The organism is Winogradskyella sp., from assembly GCF_965656915.1.
Taxonomy (GTDB): domain Bacteria; phylum Bacteroidota; class Bacteroidia; order Flavobacteriales; family Flavobacteriaceae; genus Winogradskyella.
In genome coordinates this window covers 1-16,814 of sequence record NZ_CBFHMI010000049.1, presented here as the reverse complement: position 1 = coordinate 16,814, position 16,814 = coordinate 1, and the positions used below count along the sequence as shown (strand labels likewise).

General features: G+C 33.2%; 17 protein-coding genes and 1 pseudogene. 8 read left to right on the top strand and 10 right to left on the bottom strand.

Annotated elements, in window-relative coordinates:
- Window positions 1-386, bottom strand: a pseudogene (locus ACTG3Y_RS10880) (ABC1 kinase family protein); the annotation flags it as partial.
- A 1-nt stretch (window position 387) separates the two neighbouring features.
- Complete coding sequence (locus ACTG3Y_RS10875; RefSeq protein ID WP_439152952.1) at window positions 388-762, bottom strand: hypothetical protein; 375 nt, start codon at window positions 760-762, stop codon at window positions 388-390.
- 141 nt (window positions 763-903) lie between these two features.
- On the opposite strand from ACTG3Y_RS10875, the gene ACTG3Y_RS10870 reads away from it, so the two are divergent.
- Window positions 904-1,305, top strand: coding sequence for a CBS domain-containing protein (locus ACTG3Y_RS10870; RefSeq protein ID WP_439152951.1), 402 nt, complete (start codon window positions 904-906; stop codon window positions 1,303-1,305).
- 51 nt (window positions 1,306-1,356) lie between these two features.
- Here the strand turns inward: ACTG3Y_RS10870 and ACTG3Y_RS10865 are convergent, their stop codons facing one another.
- The 6 genes from ACTG3Y_RS10865 to xrtF all read right to left on the bottom strand — a co-directional run bounded on the left by ACTG3Y_RS10865 (window position 1,357) and on the right by xrtF (window position 6,234).
- Window positions 1,357-1,716 (bottom strand): heavy-metal-associated domain-containing protein, encoded by a 360-nt coding sequence (locus ACTG3Y_RS10865; RefSeq protein ID WP_439152950.1) that lies wholly within the window; start codon window positions 1,714-1,716, stop codon window positions 1,357-1,359.
- Window positions 1,717-1,762: 46 nt separating this feature from the next.
- Entirely contained in the window at window positions 1,763-3,997 is a 2,235-nt protein-coding gene (locus ACTG3Y_RS10860) for a TonB-dependent receptor (RefSeq protein ID WP_439152949.1), read from the bottom strand.
- A gap of 3 nt (window positions 3,998-4,000) precedes the next feature.
- On the bottom strand, window positions 4,001-4,729 hold the full coding sequence (locus tag ACTG3Y_RS10855) for a heavy-metal-associated domain-containing protein (RefSeq protein WP_439152948.1): 729 nt from the start codon (window positions 4,727-4,729) through the stop codon (window positions 4,001-4,003).
- A 74-nt stretch (window positions 4,730-4,803) separates the two neighbouring features.
- Entirely contained in the window at window positions 4,804-5,211 is a 408-nt protein-coding gene (locus ACTG3Y_RS10850; RefSeq protein ID WP_439152947.1) for an HYC_CC_PP family protein, read from the bottom strand.
- Between the two features lie 50 nt (window positions 5,212-5,261).
- Complete coding sequence (locus ACTG3Y_RS10845) at window positions 5,262-5,690, bottom strand: exosortase F system-associated membrane protein (protein WP_439152946.1); 429 nt, start codon at window positions 5,688-5,690, stop codon at window positions 5,262-5,264.
- The gene (gene xrtF / locus ACTG3Y_RS10840; protein ID WP_439152945.1) at window positions 5,683-6,234 is read right to left on the bottom strand and encodes an exosortase family protein XrtF; all 552 of its coding nucleotides are present in this window, start codon (window positions 6,232-6,234) and stop codon (window positions 5,683-5,685) included. Before xrtF ends, ACTG3Y_RS10845 begins: the two co-directional genes overlap by 8 nt.
- A gap of 93 nt (window positions 6,235-6,327) precedes the next feature.
- Between xrtF and ACTG3Y_RS10835 the strand changes: the two genes are divergently transcribed.
- Complete coding sequence (locus ACTG3Y_RS10835) at window positions 6,328-6,786, top strand: GAF domain-containing protein (RefSeq protein ID WP_439152944.1); 459 nt, start codon at window positions 6,328-6,330, stop codon at window positions 6,784-6,786.
- Window positions 6,787-6,795: 9 nt separating this feature from the next.
- On the opposite strand, the gene ACTG3Y_RS10830 is transcribed toward ACTG3Y_RS10835, so the two are convergent.
- Both ACTG3Y_RS10830 and ACTG3Y_RS10825 read right to left on the bottom strand, forming a co-directional pair.
- Entirely contained in the window at window positions 6,796-8,049 is a 1,254-nt protein-coding gene (locus ACTG3Y_RS10830) for an ABC transporter permease (protein WP_439152943.1), read from the bottom strand.
- Between the two features lie 82 nt (window positions 8,050-8,131).
- Window positions 8,132-9,382 (bottom strand): ABC transporter permease, encoded by a 1,251-nt coding sequence (locus ACTG3Y_RS10825; protein WP_439152942.1) that lies wholly within the window; start codon window positions 9,380-9,382, stop codon window positions 8,132-8,134.
- Between the two features lie 144 nt (window positions 9,383-9,526).
- On the opposite strand from ACTG3Y_RS10825, the gene purH reads away from it, so the two are divergent.
- The 6 genes from purH (at window position 9,527) to rodA (ending at window position 16,748) form a co-directional block, all read left to right on the top strand.
- Window positions 9,527-11,056, top strand: coding sequence for a bifunctional phosphoribosylaminoimidazolecarboxamide formyltransferase/IMP cyclohydrolase (purH, locus tag ACTG3Y_RS10820; protein WP_439152941.1), 1,530 nt, complete (start codon window positions 9,527-9,529; stop codon window positions 11,054-11,056).
- Window positions 11,057-11,167: 111 nt separating this feature from the next.
- Window positions 11,168-12,196, top strand: coding sequence for a rod shape-determining protein (locus tag ACTG3Y_RS10815; protein WP_439152940.1), 1,029 nt, complete (start codon window positions 11,168-11,170; stop codon window positions 12,194-12,196).
- A gap of 10 nt (window positions 12,197-12,206) precedes the next feature.
- Window positions 12,207-13,028 (top strand): rod shape-determining protein MreC, encoded by an 822-nt coding sequence (gene mreC, locus ACTG3Y_RS10810; protein ID WP_439152939.1) that lies wholly within the window; start codon window positions 12,207-12,209, stop codon window positions 13,026-13,028.
- The gene (mreD, locus tag ACTG3Y_RS10805; RefSeq protein ID WP_439152938.1) at window positions 13,021-13,527 is read left to right on the top strand and encodes a rod shape-determining protein MreD; all 507 of its coding nucleotides are present in this window, start codon (window positions 13,021-13,023) and stop codon (window positions 13,525-13,527) included. Before mreC ends, mreD begins: the two co-directional genes overlap by 8 nt.
- Window positions 13,524-15,464, top strand: a complete 1,941-nt coding sequence (mrdA, locus tag ACTG3Y_RS10800) for a penicillin-binding protein 2 (protein ID WP_439152937.1) — start codon at window positions 13,524-13,526, stop codon at window positions 15,462-15,464. Before mreD ends, mrdA begins: the two co-directional genes overlap by 4 nt.
- Window positions 15,465-15,467: 3 nt before the next feature.
- Window positions 15,468-16,748, top strand: coding sequence for a rod shape-determining protein RodA (gene rodA, locus ACTG3Y_RS10795; protein ID WP_439152936.1), 1,281 nt, complete (start codon window positions 15,468-15,470; stop codon window positions 16,746-16,748).
- The last annotated feature ends 66 nt before the right edge of the window (window positions 16,749-16,814 follow it).

Genomic DNA, 16,814 nt, shown 5'->3' with positions numbered 1-16,814 from the left:
AAATTATCAACTGTACCCTGAAGTTCAGTTTCTACCATCAGTTTGGCTTGTTCTTCTGGCATTGGTGGAACATTATCCAACAATTTCTCTAACTCAAAGGTTAGTTTTAATGGCACTAAATCTGGCCTGTTACTTAATATCTGTCCAAACTTTACAAATGTTGGTCCTAATTCCTCACAAACCAGTCGCATTTTCTCCCATTTGGTAAATTTGGACGCATTTTCTCGAGACGTTTTAGGGATTAGTTTTCTTAAAAATTCAAAGCGTTTTTTTTCTTCTAAATATTGCACTAAATCTTCAAAGCCATATTTAACCAACACTTTTAGTATCTGATTATAACGCGCAACAGATTTGTATTTTTTCCCTATATCGGTATAAAAGCTCATGTTAAGATTTTAATTCAAGTTTATTTAATCGTGCCTCCAGTAAGGCTATGGTAGCATCGGCTTTCTCTAATTTGTCCTGAAGTGCTTTGATATCATCTAAGTGAGCAATATTTATCTTTTTATAAACTTTAGATACTGCTTCTTCTATTTTAGATTCTAATTCTTCTTTAAGGTGATCTGCTTTAAGTTTTAACTTAGCCATAACTGGCAATTCATTGCCATCTTCATCTAACACTGATTCTGAAACCAATCCATTGATATCTTTTGTTTTTATATCTGCCCAATCTCCAATATTGTCTATAAGATGTGTATCTCTTGCGAGTACATAAAGGCTAGATGATAGTGTAATTAACTCTATTAATGTTTTAGTTTTCATGACTTATTAGATTACTATTTACTTATTACAAGATATTACTAAACATAGTTTCTCAAAATGATCTTAATCAGTTCGCATATGGGTTTTGACAGTTATTTTTGATACTATAATTACTGATGTATTAATTAAAACCTAAGTGTTATGAGTGCAGTACCTATTTCCTCAATAATGACCCAAAATGTAGATTGTGTTTCACCTAAACAAAAGCTTGTAGATGTAAAACATATCTACGAAAAGAAAAAGTTTCATCATCATATTCCTGTAACAGAAAATGGAAAACTGGTGGGTATGCTAAGTCTTATAGACTTTATGTATCACATTAAAGGTGCAGGCCTTAATGACGATAACCCTATCTATAACGAACTTAGTGTTAAAGATATAATGACAGTCAAACCTTATACCATATGTGGAGATACCGCAATAACTAAAGTAGCCGAAGAATTATCAAAAGGGCGTTATCGTGCTATACCTATTGTAGAAAATAAAACCTTAGTAGGTATTGTTTCGACGGCTGATATCATTAGGTTTTATCTTAAGAAATAAAAAAGCCTGAATTAATATTCAGGCTTTTATACATATAAGTTAGAGGAGTTCTTAATTACCTCCTTCGTGGTCTTTAACAACTTCTTTATCACGATATTTACAGCATGGATGCACAGTTTCATAAGCTTCATCTGTTGCTTTTATTTCCTTAGTATCATGACCTACTGCAGCTATTTTCTTAGCTATTGTTTTTAGGTCTGTTTTGCGTTCGTCATAAATGAGTTTCAACTCGTGTGTATCCACATTCCAAACTGCAGATTTTACGCCTTTTGTTCTAATTGCCGCTTTTTCTATACGCTCTTTACACATACCACAAACACCATCGACTTCCATACTTGCTTTTGCATTCTTGTTTTGAGCGAAGGTTGCTGTTGTGAGTAATACTGTGAAAATTAAAATTATTTGTTTCATATTGTTTTGTTTTATTTTTTGCCATTCCTACGAAGGCAAAAATTTGTTAGTTTATTCTAAATCTTAATCCTGTGTAAAACATACTTCCAAAAATTGGACCATATACAAAGTTACTATCAAAATTTGAACCAAATGGATTATCTGCACTAATAATTGGATTATCCTGACGAACATTTGTAATGTTTTCACCACCTAAATACACTTCAAATGTCGGGGAAAACACTTTAGTTACCTGAAGATTCAATGTACCAATTGTCGGAGAATAATCATCTAGTTGAAATTCTACCGGACTTAAATCTGTACTCGGAAATCGTTGTGAACTTAACCAATTATAGGTGGCGTCAAATTTCCATTGTGCACCATTTTCTTTTAAAACTGTTTCGTATGAAGCATTTGCAAATAAGCGATGTTTTGGGATTAAAGGCTTCTCTAATTGACCAGAATTGTAATCCGTTTTAACATCGTAATATTTATAGGCTGTTCTAAGGTCAAAACCTTCAAAAGCATTAAAATTAAATTCAAACTGAAAACTATTAGCATAACTTTCACCATCTAAATTATAAAAGTTAATTTCAAATGGGTTTTCCCAATCGACTACCACTTGATTTTGAAAATCAGTTCTGTAAAAATCAAAGGTAATGTCAGCACTTCTTCCAAATAAATTGAATCCTTGCAGATAACTTACACCATAATTCCATGCAATTTCAGGGTCTAAGCCATAAATTTCACCACCAGAATTTAAAATATTGATCTGTCTAGAACTCGAAAACATATTCTGATTTTCAGCAAAAATGTTAGCACTTCGTTTTCCTCTCCCAACAGAAGCTCTTAATGCAGATTTCTCCCAAGGTGTATATCTTAAATGTAATCTTGGAGTTACGAAAAAGCCTAATCTATTGTGCTGATCTACTCTAATACCTGCAGTCAAAGTTAGCTTATCTAAATTATCATAAGCGTATTCAAAAAAGCCACCGACAGAATTCTCAGTACGTTCAAACATTCCAGTATTCACTAATTCATTATAATGATCATAAGTAAAACTCACTCCTGTTTTTATTTTATGACGGGAGTCTGAAATAATACTATTATACACCAAGTTAGAATAAAAACTGTTGTGTTCTATATCATAAAGATTCAAACCAAAATAAGAATCTTGCTTATGATAACTGAAAGCCGTTTGAAACCCTAAACTTTGATAAGGAACAGCAGGATTCACATAGCCCAACTTGGTCGTCAATTCAAAACGCTCTGTATTAATCTCACTTCCCCAGAAGTTTGTTGTGCCTTGGTCTGTATCTGGATTAAAATCCACCTGTCCAGACTGCGTATTATCATTTAGGTAACGTAGATTGATAAAGCTGACAATACCTTTTTCACCATTGGTATATTGCCAACGATTCATAACATTGATTTGTTCCTTTAATGGCACATCTAAAAATGAATCGTCATTTCTATCAAACTTTTGGTTTCTCAAATTACCATGAATATAAAAACCAGTGCTCCATTTGTCGCTTACCTTTTGATTAAAATGTGTGTTTAATTCTAGTCTACCATTTATCCCAGCATATGCATTTATAAATAGTTTATCATCTGTATTTGGCTTCACTAATTCGGCATTAATCTGGCCTGCAATACTCTCAAAACCATTAACCACACTACCTGCCCCTTTTGTTATCTGAATACTCTCTACCCAAGTACCAGGTATAAAACTTAATCCATAAGCTTGTGAAGCACCACGAATGGCAGGAATGTTTTCAGTAGAAATTAAAATATATGGCGAATTAAGACCTAACATTTTTATCTGTTTTGTACCAGAAACTGCATCGGCAAAATTGACGTCTATTGACGGATTTGTTTCAAAACTTTCAGACAAATTACAGCACGCAGCTTTAAGTAATTCGTCGCTACTCACAAACATAGTGTTTGTAGTCTTTAAATAAGATTTTGAAGTTGCTTGCTTTCTTGCCGTTACGGTTACGGCATCTAGTTCGTCTGTAGACTGTAAAACATGTCTAATAAACTTATTCTCAGTAACGGTTAGTGTATCGGTTTTAAAGCCAACATAACTAATCACTAAATTATTATACGAGAATTTATAGGGCAATGAAAATGTTCCATCGTCATTTGTAATGGTACCTACAGAAGACCCAAGCCAATACACATTAGCACCTGGTAGCGGGTTTTCTTTTTCAGCGCTATTTTCTAAGACCATGCCTTTAAGTTGTTCTTGGGAAAATGACAACAATGGTAATAGAAACAGAATAATAATTAACTTTTTCATTGTCTAAATGGTATTAGTTAGCATTATTATCGCCATTACAATCATTATTGAATTTTCAATAAAAGTAGCTTTGGTCATTGGTAGTTTCAATGCGGTTCCTAAACATGCACATTGTATTGATTTCTTACTCAATAATGTTTTAGTGACACCAATAGTCGTTATTCCTAATACTATCAATGTTACAACCAGAGCTATATTAATTTCATAGCGCATTAAAAACATTAATCCTAGTACAACCTCAATGAATGGGTATACCCAACCATAGGCAGGAACTGCTTTTGCTAGTGGGTCATACATTCTAAAACTTTCTGGAAATCCTTTTAAATCTAATAGTTTAAAAAAGCTGAAAACAATATAAAATAGACCCATAAAATCTAGCATAAATGCTGTGGGTTGCCAAGGATTTTTATTCAGTAAAATTGAAGCAACTACTATGTAACCAATGATTAAAAACAGCGGAAAGAGTTGTCTAAAATCACTTTTTTCTTCATCCTCTTTTTTAGAGGAATTAGCAAATACGTTGGTTTGCTTTTGCTCTGAAATTTTATATTTATCAGCAAGTGCACTTTGAAGTGTTTCTACTTCGATATGCGATGTCATTTTAATTTTTACAGTATTGGCTTCTAAGTTGACTGAAACATTTTCAACATCTGGTATGGCAGAAAGCGAATCTTCAACCGAAGCTTTGCAGTTGTTACAGGTCATGCCTGAAACATTATATGTGTGCGTCATTTTAATTTAATTTGAAATATTATCAATTTACATCATTAGAATAGATGCGTAAAAGTCTAATAGTTTCAAATAAATTAAATTAAGAATGTCTCGTCCAAGACATGTATGTCTTTGAATAGGTTTGGTGGGTCGTAATTTTTATGAGGAATTACTTGTTTTGGCAAGCTCTCAAATAAGTGCGTGTAACTGTAAATGTATGCAACTAAGGTGAGTTTTGATGAAGGGTTAATCTTTTGAAGATCTGTGGTTTTGAGTTCATCCAAACCTTGAATGACATCCACCGTATCCTTACAACATGGCTTAGTAACATAGTTACTATCCTCTATTTCTAAACCACCACATTTTTTTGCATCAGAAAAGATTGCAGTATCAACTAAGTGATCACCACAATAGTGTTTCTCTACAGTAAATGAGAGTGTAGAAAACAGCACTACCAATGATAAGGTAAATGCATATATTTTATGTAAATACGAATGTTTCACAGCGCAAAGCTACAAAAATATTAGATTGAAGTTCTAATTTTTATAAAGTCTTAACGGTTAAGTTTGTAGTAATAAAAAGCTGGTAACAATACAATTATACCAATAGGCTGTATTAAAAACCGTCTGATATTAAAAAAGAAATAGTAGTCTTCTTGTCTTGGATTGATTACGAAATACAAAAATGGAATTAACAAAAACACATAACTAATGCCATAAAGGTAAACTGAAAATTTCAGAATGTCTTTATCTCCAAATAACACATAGAAAATACCTAAAGAAACTACTGAATTTAAAACATAGCGCAAGGAAGTGAATCCAACTAATTTTGCAACTTCTCGTCTAGGACTATCTATATACAAATAGTCATTCTTAAAAAAACTTAAGTAAGGATCGTAAAACAATACGTTTTCATAAGCCCTTATTAAAACCAAAAGCAACACTAAAATGACAAGTAATATGTATTTAGACCCTTTATGCATTCAAATTCTTTTGTTTTGAGAATCGATTGACCCAAACCATCCACAGTAAAAACACAGTTCCATAGATTAACATAGGAAAAATGACCGTATGCAAAATGTTACGTCGCCAAGGATAGTGGTATAAACCAACGGACAGCACAACTATACGCATTAAATTAAATGCATAAATAATAATACTACCTGCAAAACAATACAAAAATGTTGTTTTGAATTTACCTGCAAAAGCTACTATAAATGAAATAAACAGAATAATAATACTTACAGAATTACAGCCTTCTATAACTCTTGCCACATATTTACCATTGATAATAATTTTTATTGAAGGCTCTACATTATGAGGTACAACACTGGCATCATAACCAACCCCATTGAGTAAAGCATCTGTTTGTCTTGCTACAAGGTTGGTGAAATAGTCTGGAAAATATTTTGACCCATCCGAAAGATTTAAATACAGATTATACGTGACAGTCAAAACAGAATACACCACTAAAAATGTGATTATAAACCGAATAACTAATTTGTATTTAATTAAAAGTGCTTTCAACAAAAAAGTAATAGTTGTTTGATGTTAAATTTATAAAAACACTATTTCATAATAGCGCTTTTTAAAATACTTTTACCAAAAGTTTTTACACTTATGACATTTTCTAAATTAAAATCCGAAATATTAGCCCTTGTATCTCATGAGCGCCTCAGCATTGATGAACGTCTTCTAAACATCTGCGAACTATTAGAAGCCAACATTGAACATTACAACTGGGTAGGCTTTTATTTTAAAAATGGAGATAAAAACGAATTGAAACTTGGACCATATGTAGGAGAACCAACCGATCATACCATAATACCATTTGGTAAAGGCATATGTGGACAAGTGGCTGTTAGCAATGAAAATTTTGTGGTTCCAGATGTGGCAGCGCAGGATAATTATATTGCTTGTAGCATCACTGTTAAAGCCGAAATAGTAGTTCCAATATTTGTCAATGGTGAAAATATCGGTCAGATAGATATAGACTCAAATACTTCCAATCCATTCACCGAAGCAGATGAACGTTTTTTAGAATTTGTTTGTGAGGAAGTTGCTAAATTATTGAGCTAAAAATGATTTCTACATTCCGGTTCTAATGGCCTCAACTGGATCTAATCGTGATGCTGATAACGCAGGTATTACTCCTGAAATCAGTCCAATAAAGGACGATATAGAAAAGCCTATTAACATATTAGGTATGGATAACACAAATTCAAAATCTTCGGTCAATCCACTTGCAACCAGTGTTCCTAGCCATACTAATAGTAATCCAATAATTCCACCTACAACGGCAAGAATAACCGCTTCAAATAAAAATTGAAATAATATAAACTTATTCTTAGCACCAAGTGATTTCTGTATACCTATGAGATTTGTTCGCTCTTTTACACTAACAAACATAATATTAGCAATACCAAAGCCGCCAACTAAAAGTGAAAAGCCACTAATAATCCATCCTATAAGATTCATAGTACCAATTATTCCATCAATAGCATCCTGCAATCCAGAAATAACACTAATAAAAAATGTATCAATTTCATCTGGTTTTAGACCTCTCCTGTTACGCATTATCTGAGTTATTTCGGCTTTGAGTCCAGCAATATCTGCATCTTCTTCGGGCTTAATAATTACTATATTTCTAATATTAGGGTTATTGTCTCCAAAGCGTGTTCTAACATAGTTTGCTGGTAAAAACATAGAAACATCGTTACTATCTCCAAATAAACCAGAACCTTCTTTTTTCACAACACCAATGACTGTGAATTTCTGCCCATAGATCCTAACTTTTTTACCAATAGGTTCTAATTCTCCAAATAATGATCTGGCAATTTCCGAACCTACAACGACTACAGGTTTTCCTGAGTTAGATTCTGACTCATTATAAAACCGTCCTTTTTCAAATTCTAAGACTTGTATGTCTGCAAATTCATTAGACACGACCACAGTATTGATACTGCTTACCTGCTCGGATTCATATCTTATATTTTCACGTTTTACATAATATTGTAATGCTACGTACTTTGCTCCGCTAAGGTTTTCTTTTAATATCCTATACTCGTTGTAGGAAACCTCGTCAAATGTCTCGCGTTGCCATCGCGGCACTTCAGTTGGACCAAATGAAAAACTAGCCAAATACATTGTGTTGCTGTCTAATGCACTAAGTTGCGATTTAATACTTTTATCTAAAGAATCTACTGCCGCAAGAACCGCAATTATTGAAAAAATACCAATTGTTACTCCCAAAAGCGATAGAAAGGTTCTAAGTTTATTATTCCTTAGCGCATTAAATGCAAATGAAAAGCTTTCTTTAAATAATCGTAGATATACTAGCATATGCCATTTTTAAAACGACTTAAAGATAAAGGCTTTTACGAAAATATCTGTTACAAAAAGCTTAAATGTAATTGTGGCCTTTTTACATTCCGGTTCTGATGGCTTCTACAGGATCTAATTTTGAAGCTGAAATTGCAGGAATCACACCAGATATAAGACCAATTAAACTAGAAAGTGCAAATCCTAAAAACATATTACCAAAGGATAGTACAAACTCAAAATCCTCTACAATACCGTTCATAATTAATGAGACTATGCATACTAATCCCAAACCAACCAAACCACCGACAACAGCTAAAATAGTAGCTTCAAATAAAAATTGAAATAATATAAATCTGTTTTTAGCGCCTAATGATTTTTGAATTCCGATAAGATTAGTCCGTTCTTTTACACTTACAAACATAATATTTGCAATTCCGAACCCTCCAACTAAAAGTGAAAAACCACTAATGACCCAACCTATTAAATTCAAACTAGAAATAATGCCATCTACAAAAGAGACTAAACCAGATAGTTTATTAACGAAAAAATCATCATCTTCATCTGCTTTTAAACCTCTGTAGGCTCTGAATTTTTGTTTTAAAACCTGTTCAAAAGCACCAATGTCTACACCAGATTTTGGCTTTATAACAACAGCGCCTGGCAAACCTTCTGATCCGCCATTTTTAAATTGCCTTACAAAGTTTGCTGGCACAAAACCCTTATCATCAGGCGAATCTCCCAAACCAGAGCCATACTTTTTAAGCACTCCAATGACTGTGAGTTTTCTTCCATAAACCCGAACTACTTTTCCTAATGGATTAGCTTCTCCAAATAAATTTTCAGCAAGATTTACTCCAATAACTATCACAGGCGCTCCTGTATCAGACTCTAACTCGGTATAAAATCTACCTTCACCCATTTTAAGATCGTCTATAATATAAATACCATTAGAAATTGGTGTGACCTCAACATTACTTACGGTTTCAGCTTTGTATCTGATTGTTTCTCGTCCTCCAAAAATGACATAGGCAGATTCCTCTATATCAGCTACATTGCGTCTAACAAATTGATAATCGTCATAATCCGTTTGTGGAAAATTATCACGTTTCCATCGAGGTACCTCAGTTGGACCAAATGAATACTTAGATAAGTAAATTGTGTTCTTGTCTAAGCCAGATAAACTATCCTTAATATTTCTATCCAAAGAGTCAACAGCGGCCAAAACCGCTATAATAGAAAATATACCTACGGTCACACCTAATAATGACAGAAAGGTACGTAGTTTATTATTTCTAAGTGCACTTAAAGCAAAAGAAAAACTCTCTTTAAAAACTCGTAAATAGACAAGCATGGACTACTTAAATTATCTCATTTTACACATAAGACGTTTTCAACAATCCATTGTTACAAAATTCTTAAACAAACTAAGTTTTTCACTAAGATTTTAATAGTGATTATGCGTATTTTTGCCGCATCAATTTCACAACACAACATTATGAGCAACAAAACAATGTCTTCTGCATTAATTTCAGTTTTTAGTAAAGAAGGCTTAGCACCAATAGTAAAAAAATTAAATGATTTAAATGTTACCATCTATTCTACAGGTGGTACTGAAAAATTCATAAAAGATTTAGGTATCAATGTAGTTCCTGTTGAAGACGTAACATCGTATCCTTCGATTTTAGGCGGAAGAGTAAAAACACTTCACCCTAAAGTATTTGGAGGTATTTTAAATCGTCAAAATCATGATGGTGATGTTGCCGAGTTAGTTGAGTTTGAAATCCCTCAGATAGATTTGGTTATAGTAGATTTATACCCATTTGAAAAAACGGTAGCTTCTGGTGCAGCACACCAAGATATTATTGAAAAAATAGATATTGGCGGTATTTCTTTAATTAGAGCTGCGGCAAAAAACTATGCTGATGTGACTTGTGTGTCTTCTGTAGATGATTACTCTGAGTTCTTAGAATTACTAAAAGAGAAAAATGGGAAAACCTCTGATGACGACAGAAAGCGATTTGCCGCCAAAGCATTTAATGTCTCATCACATTATGACACAGCGATTTTTAATTACTTTAATAAAAACCATGAAGAGGCTGTCTTAAAAATCAGTGAAACTCATGGAAAAGTGTTGCGCTATGGAGAAAACCCACACCAAAAAGGGTTTTTCTTTGGTGATTTTGATGCTATGTTTACCAAACTTCATGGTAAAGAATTAAGTTATAATAATCTTTTAGATGTTGACGCTGCCGTAAATCTAATTTTAGAATTTAAAAGTGAAAATCCAACGTTCGCTATATTAAAACACAACAATGCCTGTGGTTTTGCACAACGCGATACAGTTCACCAGGCTTATGTAGATGCTTTAGCAGGTGACCCTATTTCAGCATTTGGTGGTATCTTAATTTGTAATACGCAAATAGATAAAGCAACTGCTGAGGAAATTCATAATTTATTCTGTGAAGTCGTTATTGCACCTTCATTTAGTGATGAAGCTTTAGACATATTAAAAGGAAAGAAAAATCGAATTCTTCTAATTTTAAATGATGTTGAGTTACCTAAAACTACAGTAAGAACTTGTTTAAATGGTGCGTTAGTACAAGAACGTGATGCTAAAACTGATAGTGCAGACGATTTAAAAACGGCTACTACAAAAGCACCTTCTCAGTCGGAGATTGACGATTTAATTTTTGCTTCCAAATTATGCAAGCACACAAAGTCGAATACTATTGTATTGGCTAAAAACAAACAATTATTAGCTAGTGGCACAGGACAAACAAGTCGGGTTGATGCTTTAAACCAAGCTATTCATAAGGCAAAGTCTTTCAATTTTGATTTAAATGGTGCTGTTATGGCGAGTGATGCCTTCTTCCCATTTCCTGATTGTGTAGAAATTGCAGATAAGGCTGGAATTACCGCAGTGATTCAACCTGGTGGTTCAATTAAAGACCAATTAAGTATTGATTATTGCAACGAAAATAATATTGCCATGGTATTTACAGGAACACGTCATTTTAAACACTAAAAAAAAATTAATCAATAAGCGTCTATAATCACATATATTTCGTATTATTTATTACATTTACGAATAGTCATAAAAGTAGACTAGATTAACCCAAATAATTAATTACAGCACATGGGATTTTTTGATTTCCTAACAGAAGAAATAGCCATTGATTTAGGAACCGCAAATACACTGATAATCCACAATGACAAAGTTGTTGTTGACAATCCTTCTATAGTAGCCAGAGACCGCATAAGCGGTAAAATAATAGCAGTTGGTAAAGAAGCCAACATGATGCAAGGTAAAACACATGAAAATATTAAAACCATTAGACCATTGAAAGATGGTGTAATTGCAGATTTTGATGCGTCTGAACAAATGATAAGTTTGTTTATTAAAAATATCCCTGCATTAAAAAAGAAATTTTTTAACCCGGCACTTCGCATGGTGGTTTGTATACCGTCTGGTATTACTGCAGTAGAAATGAGAGCGGTAAAAGAATCGTGTGAGCGTGTAAACGGAAAAGAAGTTTACTTAATACATGAGCCAATGGCAGCTGCCATTGGTATTGGTGTAGACATAATGCAACCAAAAGGAAACATGATTGTTGATATTGGTGGTGGTACTACTGAAATAGCAGTTATTGCTCTCGGAGGTATAGTATGCGATAAATCTGTGAAAGTTGCAGGTGATGTATTTACAAACGACATCATTTACTACATGCGCACGCAACACAACCTTTATGTTGGCGACAGAACTGCAGAAAAGATTAAAATCCAGATTGGTGCCGCAACAGAAGATTTAGATTTACCACCAGAAGACATGAGCGTTCAAGGACGTGATTTATTGACTGGAAAACCAAAACAAGTTAATATTTCTTATCGTGAAATCGCAAAGGCTTTAGATAAATCTATTCTTAGAATTGAAGATTCTGTGATGGAAACATTATCTCAAACTCCACCAGAATTAGCTGCAGATATTTATAATACTGGAATCTATTTAGCTGGTGGTGGATCTATGCTAAGAGGATTAGACAAACGTCTTTCTCAAAAAACTGATTTACCAGTTTACATTGCAGAAGATCCTTTAAGAGCTGTAGTTAGAGGTACAGGAATTGTGCTTAAAAACTTATCTAAATACAAAAGCGTATTGATTAAATAACAAGTAAATAATGCAACAAATTTTCAATTTTGTTATAAGAAACAAAACATTTCTGTTGTTTTTATTGCTTTTTAGTATTTCATTAGCTTTAACTATTCAATCGCATTCTTATCATCGCAGTGAGTTCATCAATTCTGCCAACGGTTTAACAGGTGGTGTTTATGGTACCGTTAATTCAATTGATAAATACTTTGATTTAGAACAAGAGAACAGAATTCTTATAGAAGAAAACCGAAGACTCAGAACACATTTATTTAATAGCAAAAATTCTAAGGATACCACTTTTATTGACACTACGTATTCCACTGAAAAATTCAGAGTGTTTTCCGCAGATGTATATAAGAACAGTTATTCTTTAACCAATAATTATCTTACAATAAACAAAGGTAGAAAAGACAGTATTAAACAAGATTTTGGCGTCATTACCTCTAAGGGTATAATTGGTATTATAGACAATATCTCAAACAGTTATGCAAGGGTCTTATCAATTCTTAATAAGAAAAGTCGAATTAACGCTAAGTTAAAATCCAGTAATCATATTGGATCTTTAATTTGGAATGGTAACTCACCAGAATTCACCCAGCTAATTGATGTCTCCAAATTTGCACCTGTACATGTAGGTGACACAATAGTTACAGGTGGACAATCTGCAATTTTTCCAAAAGGCATTGGCATAGGTACCATAGACAGTTTTGCTACTGATGTTAGTGGTGACACTTATATTATCCAAGTGAAATTATTTAATGATATGACGAATGTTGGTACTGTTTACATACTAGAAAGCTTAGACCGATCAGAAATTAAAACTTTAGAAAATCAAACCAATGAATAGTATTATAAGTGCTAATATTATAAGGTTTGTTGTTCTATTACTTGTGCAAGTTGTTATATGTAATAATATTAATTTCCTTGGTTACATAAATCCGTTTATCTATATCATATTTATTTTTTTATTTCCAATTAAGGAAGATAGGTTAGTATTATTACTGGTAAGTTTTGTTCTTGGTATGCTTGTAGATCTATTTTCAGACTCTGGAGGTGTACATGCCGCTGCAGCAGTATTTCTGGCTTATTCGAGACCTGTACTATTAAAAACCTCATTTGGTATGTTATATGAACACCAAAGTGTAAAGTTTAGTAATACTGAAATAGGTAGTCTAATTACATATGTCACATTCGGAACTTTAATACATCATTTTATATTGTTTTCTCTCGAAATTTTTAACATCTCTAATATACTTTTAATCCTAAAGAAGACGTTAGTTTCTAGTATTTTCACTATACTTTTAAGTGTATTAATAATAATTTTATTCAGCCGAAATAAGAAATGAGAAAACTGCTACTCTTAACAACTGTCATCCTTGTTGGTCTTGTTTTTATAGCGCGCTTATTTTATCTTCAGGTGTATAATACAAGTTCTAATAATCTGTTTGAAGATAGTGCCATAAAACCAGAGTTCAATTACCCAAAAAGGGGTTATGTATATGATAGAAATGGTAAATTATTAGTAGCTAATCAACCATCCTATGATGTCATGGTGATTCCAAGAGATGTTGTTCCTATGGATTCTACAGAACTTAATGAATTTTGTGAACTATTAAAAATCACAAAAGAGGATTACAACAAAAAGCTTGAAAGAGCTACAAATTATTCACCTAGACTACCATCTCCTTTTGTGCCACAATTATCAAAAACAGATTATGCTGTTCTTCAGGAGAAAATGCACAAATACGAAGGCTTTTATATTCAAAAACGATCATTAAGGTCATACCAAACAACTATAGGAGCTAATGTACTTGGTGATATTGGCGAAGTTAATCGAGGTATTATTGCCAAGCAACCGTATTATAGAATGGGTGACCTTATAGGAAAACAAGGTGTAGAAAAAACCTATGAAGAGATCTTACGAGGAGTGAAAGGAATAAAATTTATTCAAAAGGATCGTTTCAATAAAAATATTGGACCATACAAAGAAGGTATCTATGACACATTACCTAAACCAGGGAAAGATATTACCATCACAATAGATGCTCAATTACAGGCCTATGGAGAATTACTGATGACCAATAAACGTGGAGGTATCATCGCAATAGAACCAGAATCTGGTGAAATTTTAACTATGGTGTCTGGTCCTTCTTACAATCCTAATTTATTGGTTGGTAGAGACCGTTCTAAAAACTTTTCAAAATTATATAATGATAGTATTGCAAAGCCATTATTCGATAGAGGCTTACAAGCTATGTATTCACCTGGTTCACCTTTTAAAAACCTAAATGCTTTAATTGCTTTGCAAGAAGGTGTTGTAACCACTGAAGATCGATTTAGTTGTTCTTTAGGCTACAGGTATGGAAACCGAAAAATGGGTTGTCATGTTCACAAAAGTCCTGTAAATATGAATACAGGAATATACGAGTCGTGCAATGCCTATTTTGCCAACGTATATCGTAAAATAATCGATAAATATGATACACCTGCAGAAGGTATGGATAATTGGAGTCAACATATAAAAAGTTTTGGTCTAGGAAATTACCTTAATAACGATTTATCCGTAGGTCAACCAGGAAAAGTACCAACTGCTGCAACTTACGATAGGGCTTACGGAAAAAACAGGTGGTATACTACCTTTACGCTTTCTAACGCCATCGGTCAAGGAGAAGTATTAGCCACACCTATTCAGCTAGCAAATATGGCTGCAGCAATTGGTAACAGAGGCTACTATTACACACCTCATATTATAAAGAATATTGAAGGAGGTACTATTTCTTCTAAGTTCACAAATCCAAAATATACCACTATAGAGAAACAGCATTTCGAACCTGTTGTACAAGGCATGTATGATGTCTATAATAAAGGAACGGCTAAAAGGCTACAGGTAAAAGGCATTGAAATCTGTGGAAAAACTGGTACCGCTGAAAATTTTGCAATAATAGATAGTACCAAAACTCAACTTACTGATCATTCTATATTTGTTGCTTTCGCACCTAAAGATAATCCTAAAATCGCTATAGCGGTTTTTGTTGAAAACGGCTATTTCGGGAGTCGATTTGCAGGAAGAATGGCAAGCCTTATGATCGAATATTATCTTAAAGGTGAAATTAGTAGAACTGATATGGAGAATTTTGTACTTAGGTATTCTTTAGAACATGAATATGATAAACCCTACTCAGGTGAACCATTCGGAATAAATAGGCAAACCACTTTAGAACCTATAAGTGAAGAAGAATTTCAAGAATTATTAAAACTCAAAGCAGAAATAACCAAGTCTTAAATTATGCTAAGAGAAAACCAAAGACGATTTAAGTTCGATTGGATTACAATTATCCTTTTTTTATTGCTAATAAGTTTTGGCTATCTCAATATATTATCGGCTTCACATGTCGGAGAGATTACAAGTTATTTTGACACCTCAGAGCTTTATGGTAAACAACTCATTTTCATAGGGCTAACATTTGTTATTATTGTATTGATACTCTCACTTGAAGCCAAATTTTATGAACGCTTTGCCAGTATTATTTACCTGGTCGCTATTTTAGCTTTGGTCGGTCTGTTTATATTTGGTAAAGATGTTAATGGAGCACGCTCCTGGTATGGTATTGGTAGTATTACCATTCAGCCTAGTGAATTTGCCAAATTTGCAACAGCACTGGCTGTTGCTAAATATATTAGTGATCTTCAAACAAATATGAAAACACTAAAGGATCAGATTCGAGTTGCTACAATCATATTTGTTCCTGCGTTACTTATTCTTTTACAAAATGATGCTGGAAGTACCATTGTATATTTATCATTCTTTTTTGTGTTTTACAGAGAAGGTCTTCAACAAGTTTATTTAATGGTAGTATTATCGTTAATTGTATTAGCTGTTCTAGGTTTAAAACTTGGCGTATTGCCTACGGCTATTATCACAACTATAGTTCTAACTTGCCTATATCTTTTTAGAAAGAAAAAAAGAGGTTCTATTTTTCAATACATTTTGGCACTGGTTATCTGTATTGGCTTTTCATACGGAGTAAAATTATTTTACGAACATGTACTAAAGCCACACCAACAAAACCGTATAAGTTTATGGCTGCGATTAGAAAAAGATCCGGCTAAATTAGAACAAATGAGAAAAGCAGAAGCTTACAACCTTATTCAATCTGAACAAGCTATTAGCTCTGGTGGTTGGACTGGAAAAGGCTTTTTACAAGGCACCAGAACTACAGGGAAATTTGTTCCAGAGCAAGAAACCGATTATATCTTTAGCACTGTAGGTGAGGAATGGGGATTTTGGGGCAGTAGTTTTGTTGTGGTCTTATTTGTTGCATTGATTATAAGAATTCTCTATTTATCAGAATTACAAAAATCACAATTTAGTCGTGTTTATGGCTATGGTGTTGCCTCCATCTTTTTTTTACATTTTACTATAAATACTGGCATGGTAATGGGATTAATCCCTACAGTTGGTATCCCTTTACCTTTTTTTAGTTATGGTGGTTCTGGGCTATGGGGATTTACAATTCTGCTATTCATTTTTGTGAAGTTAGATAGTAACAAAATAAATGAATGGTAAATGAAAAAGACTATCTTTTACAGATAGCCTTTTTAAGACACTTATCATCATTGCTATTAATCAAAA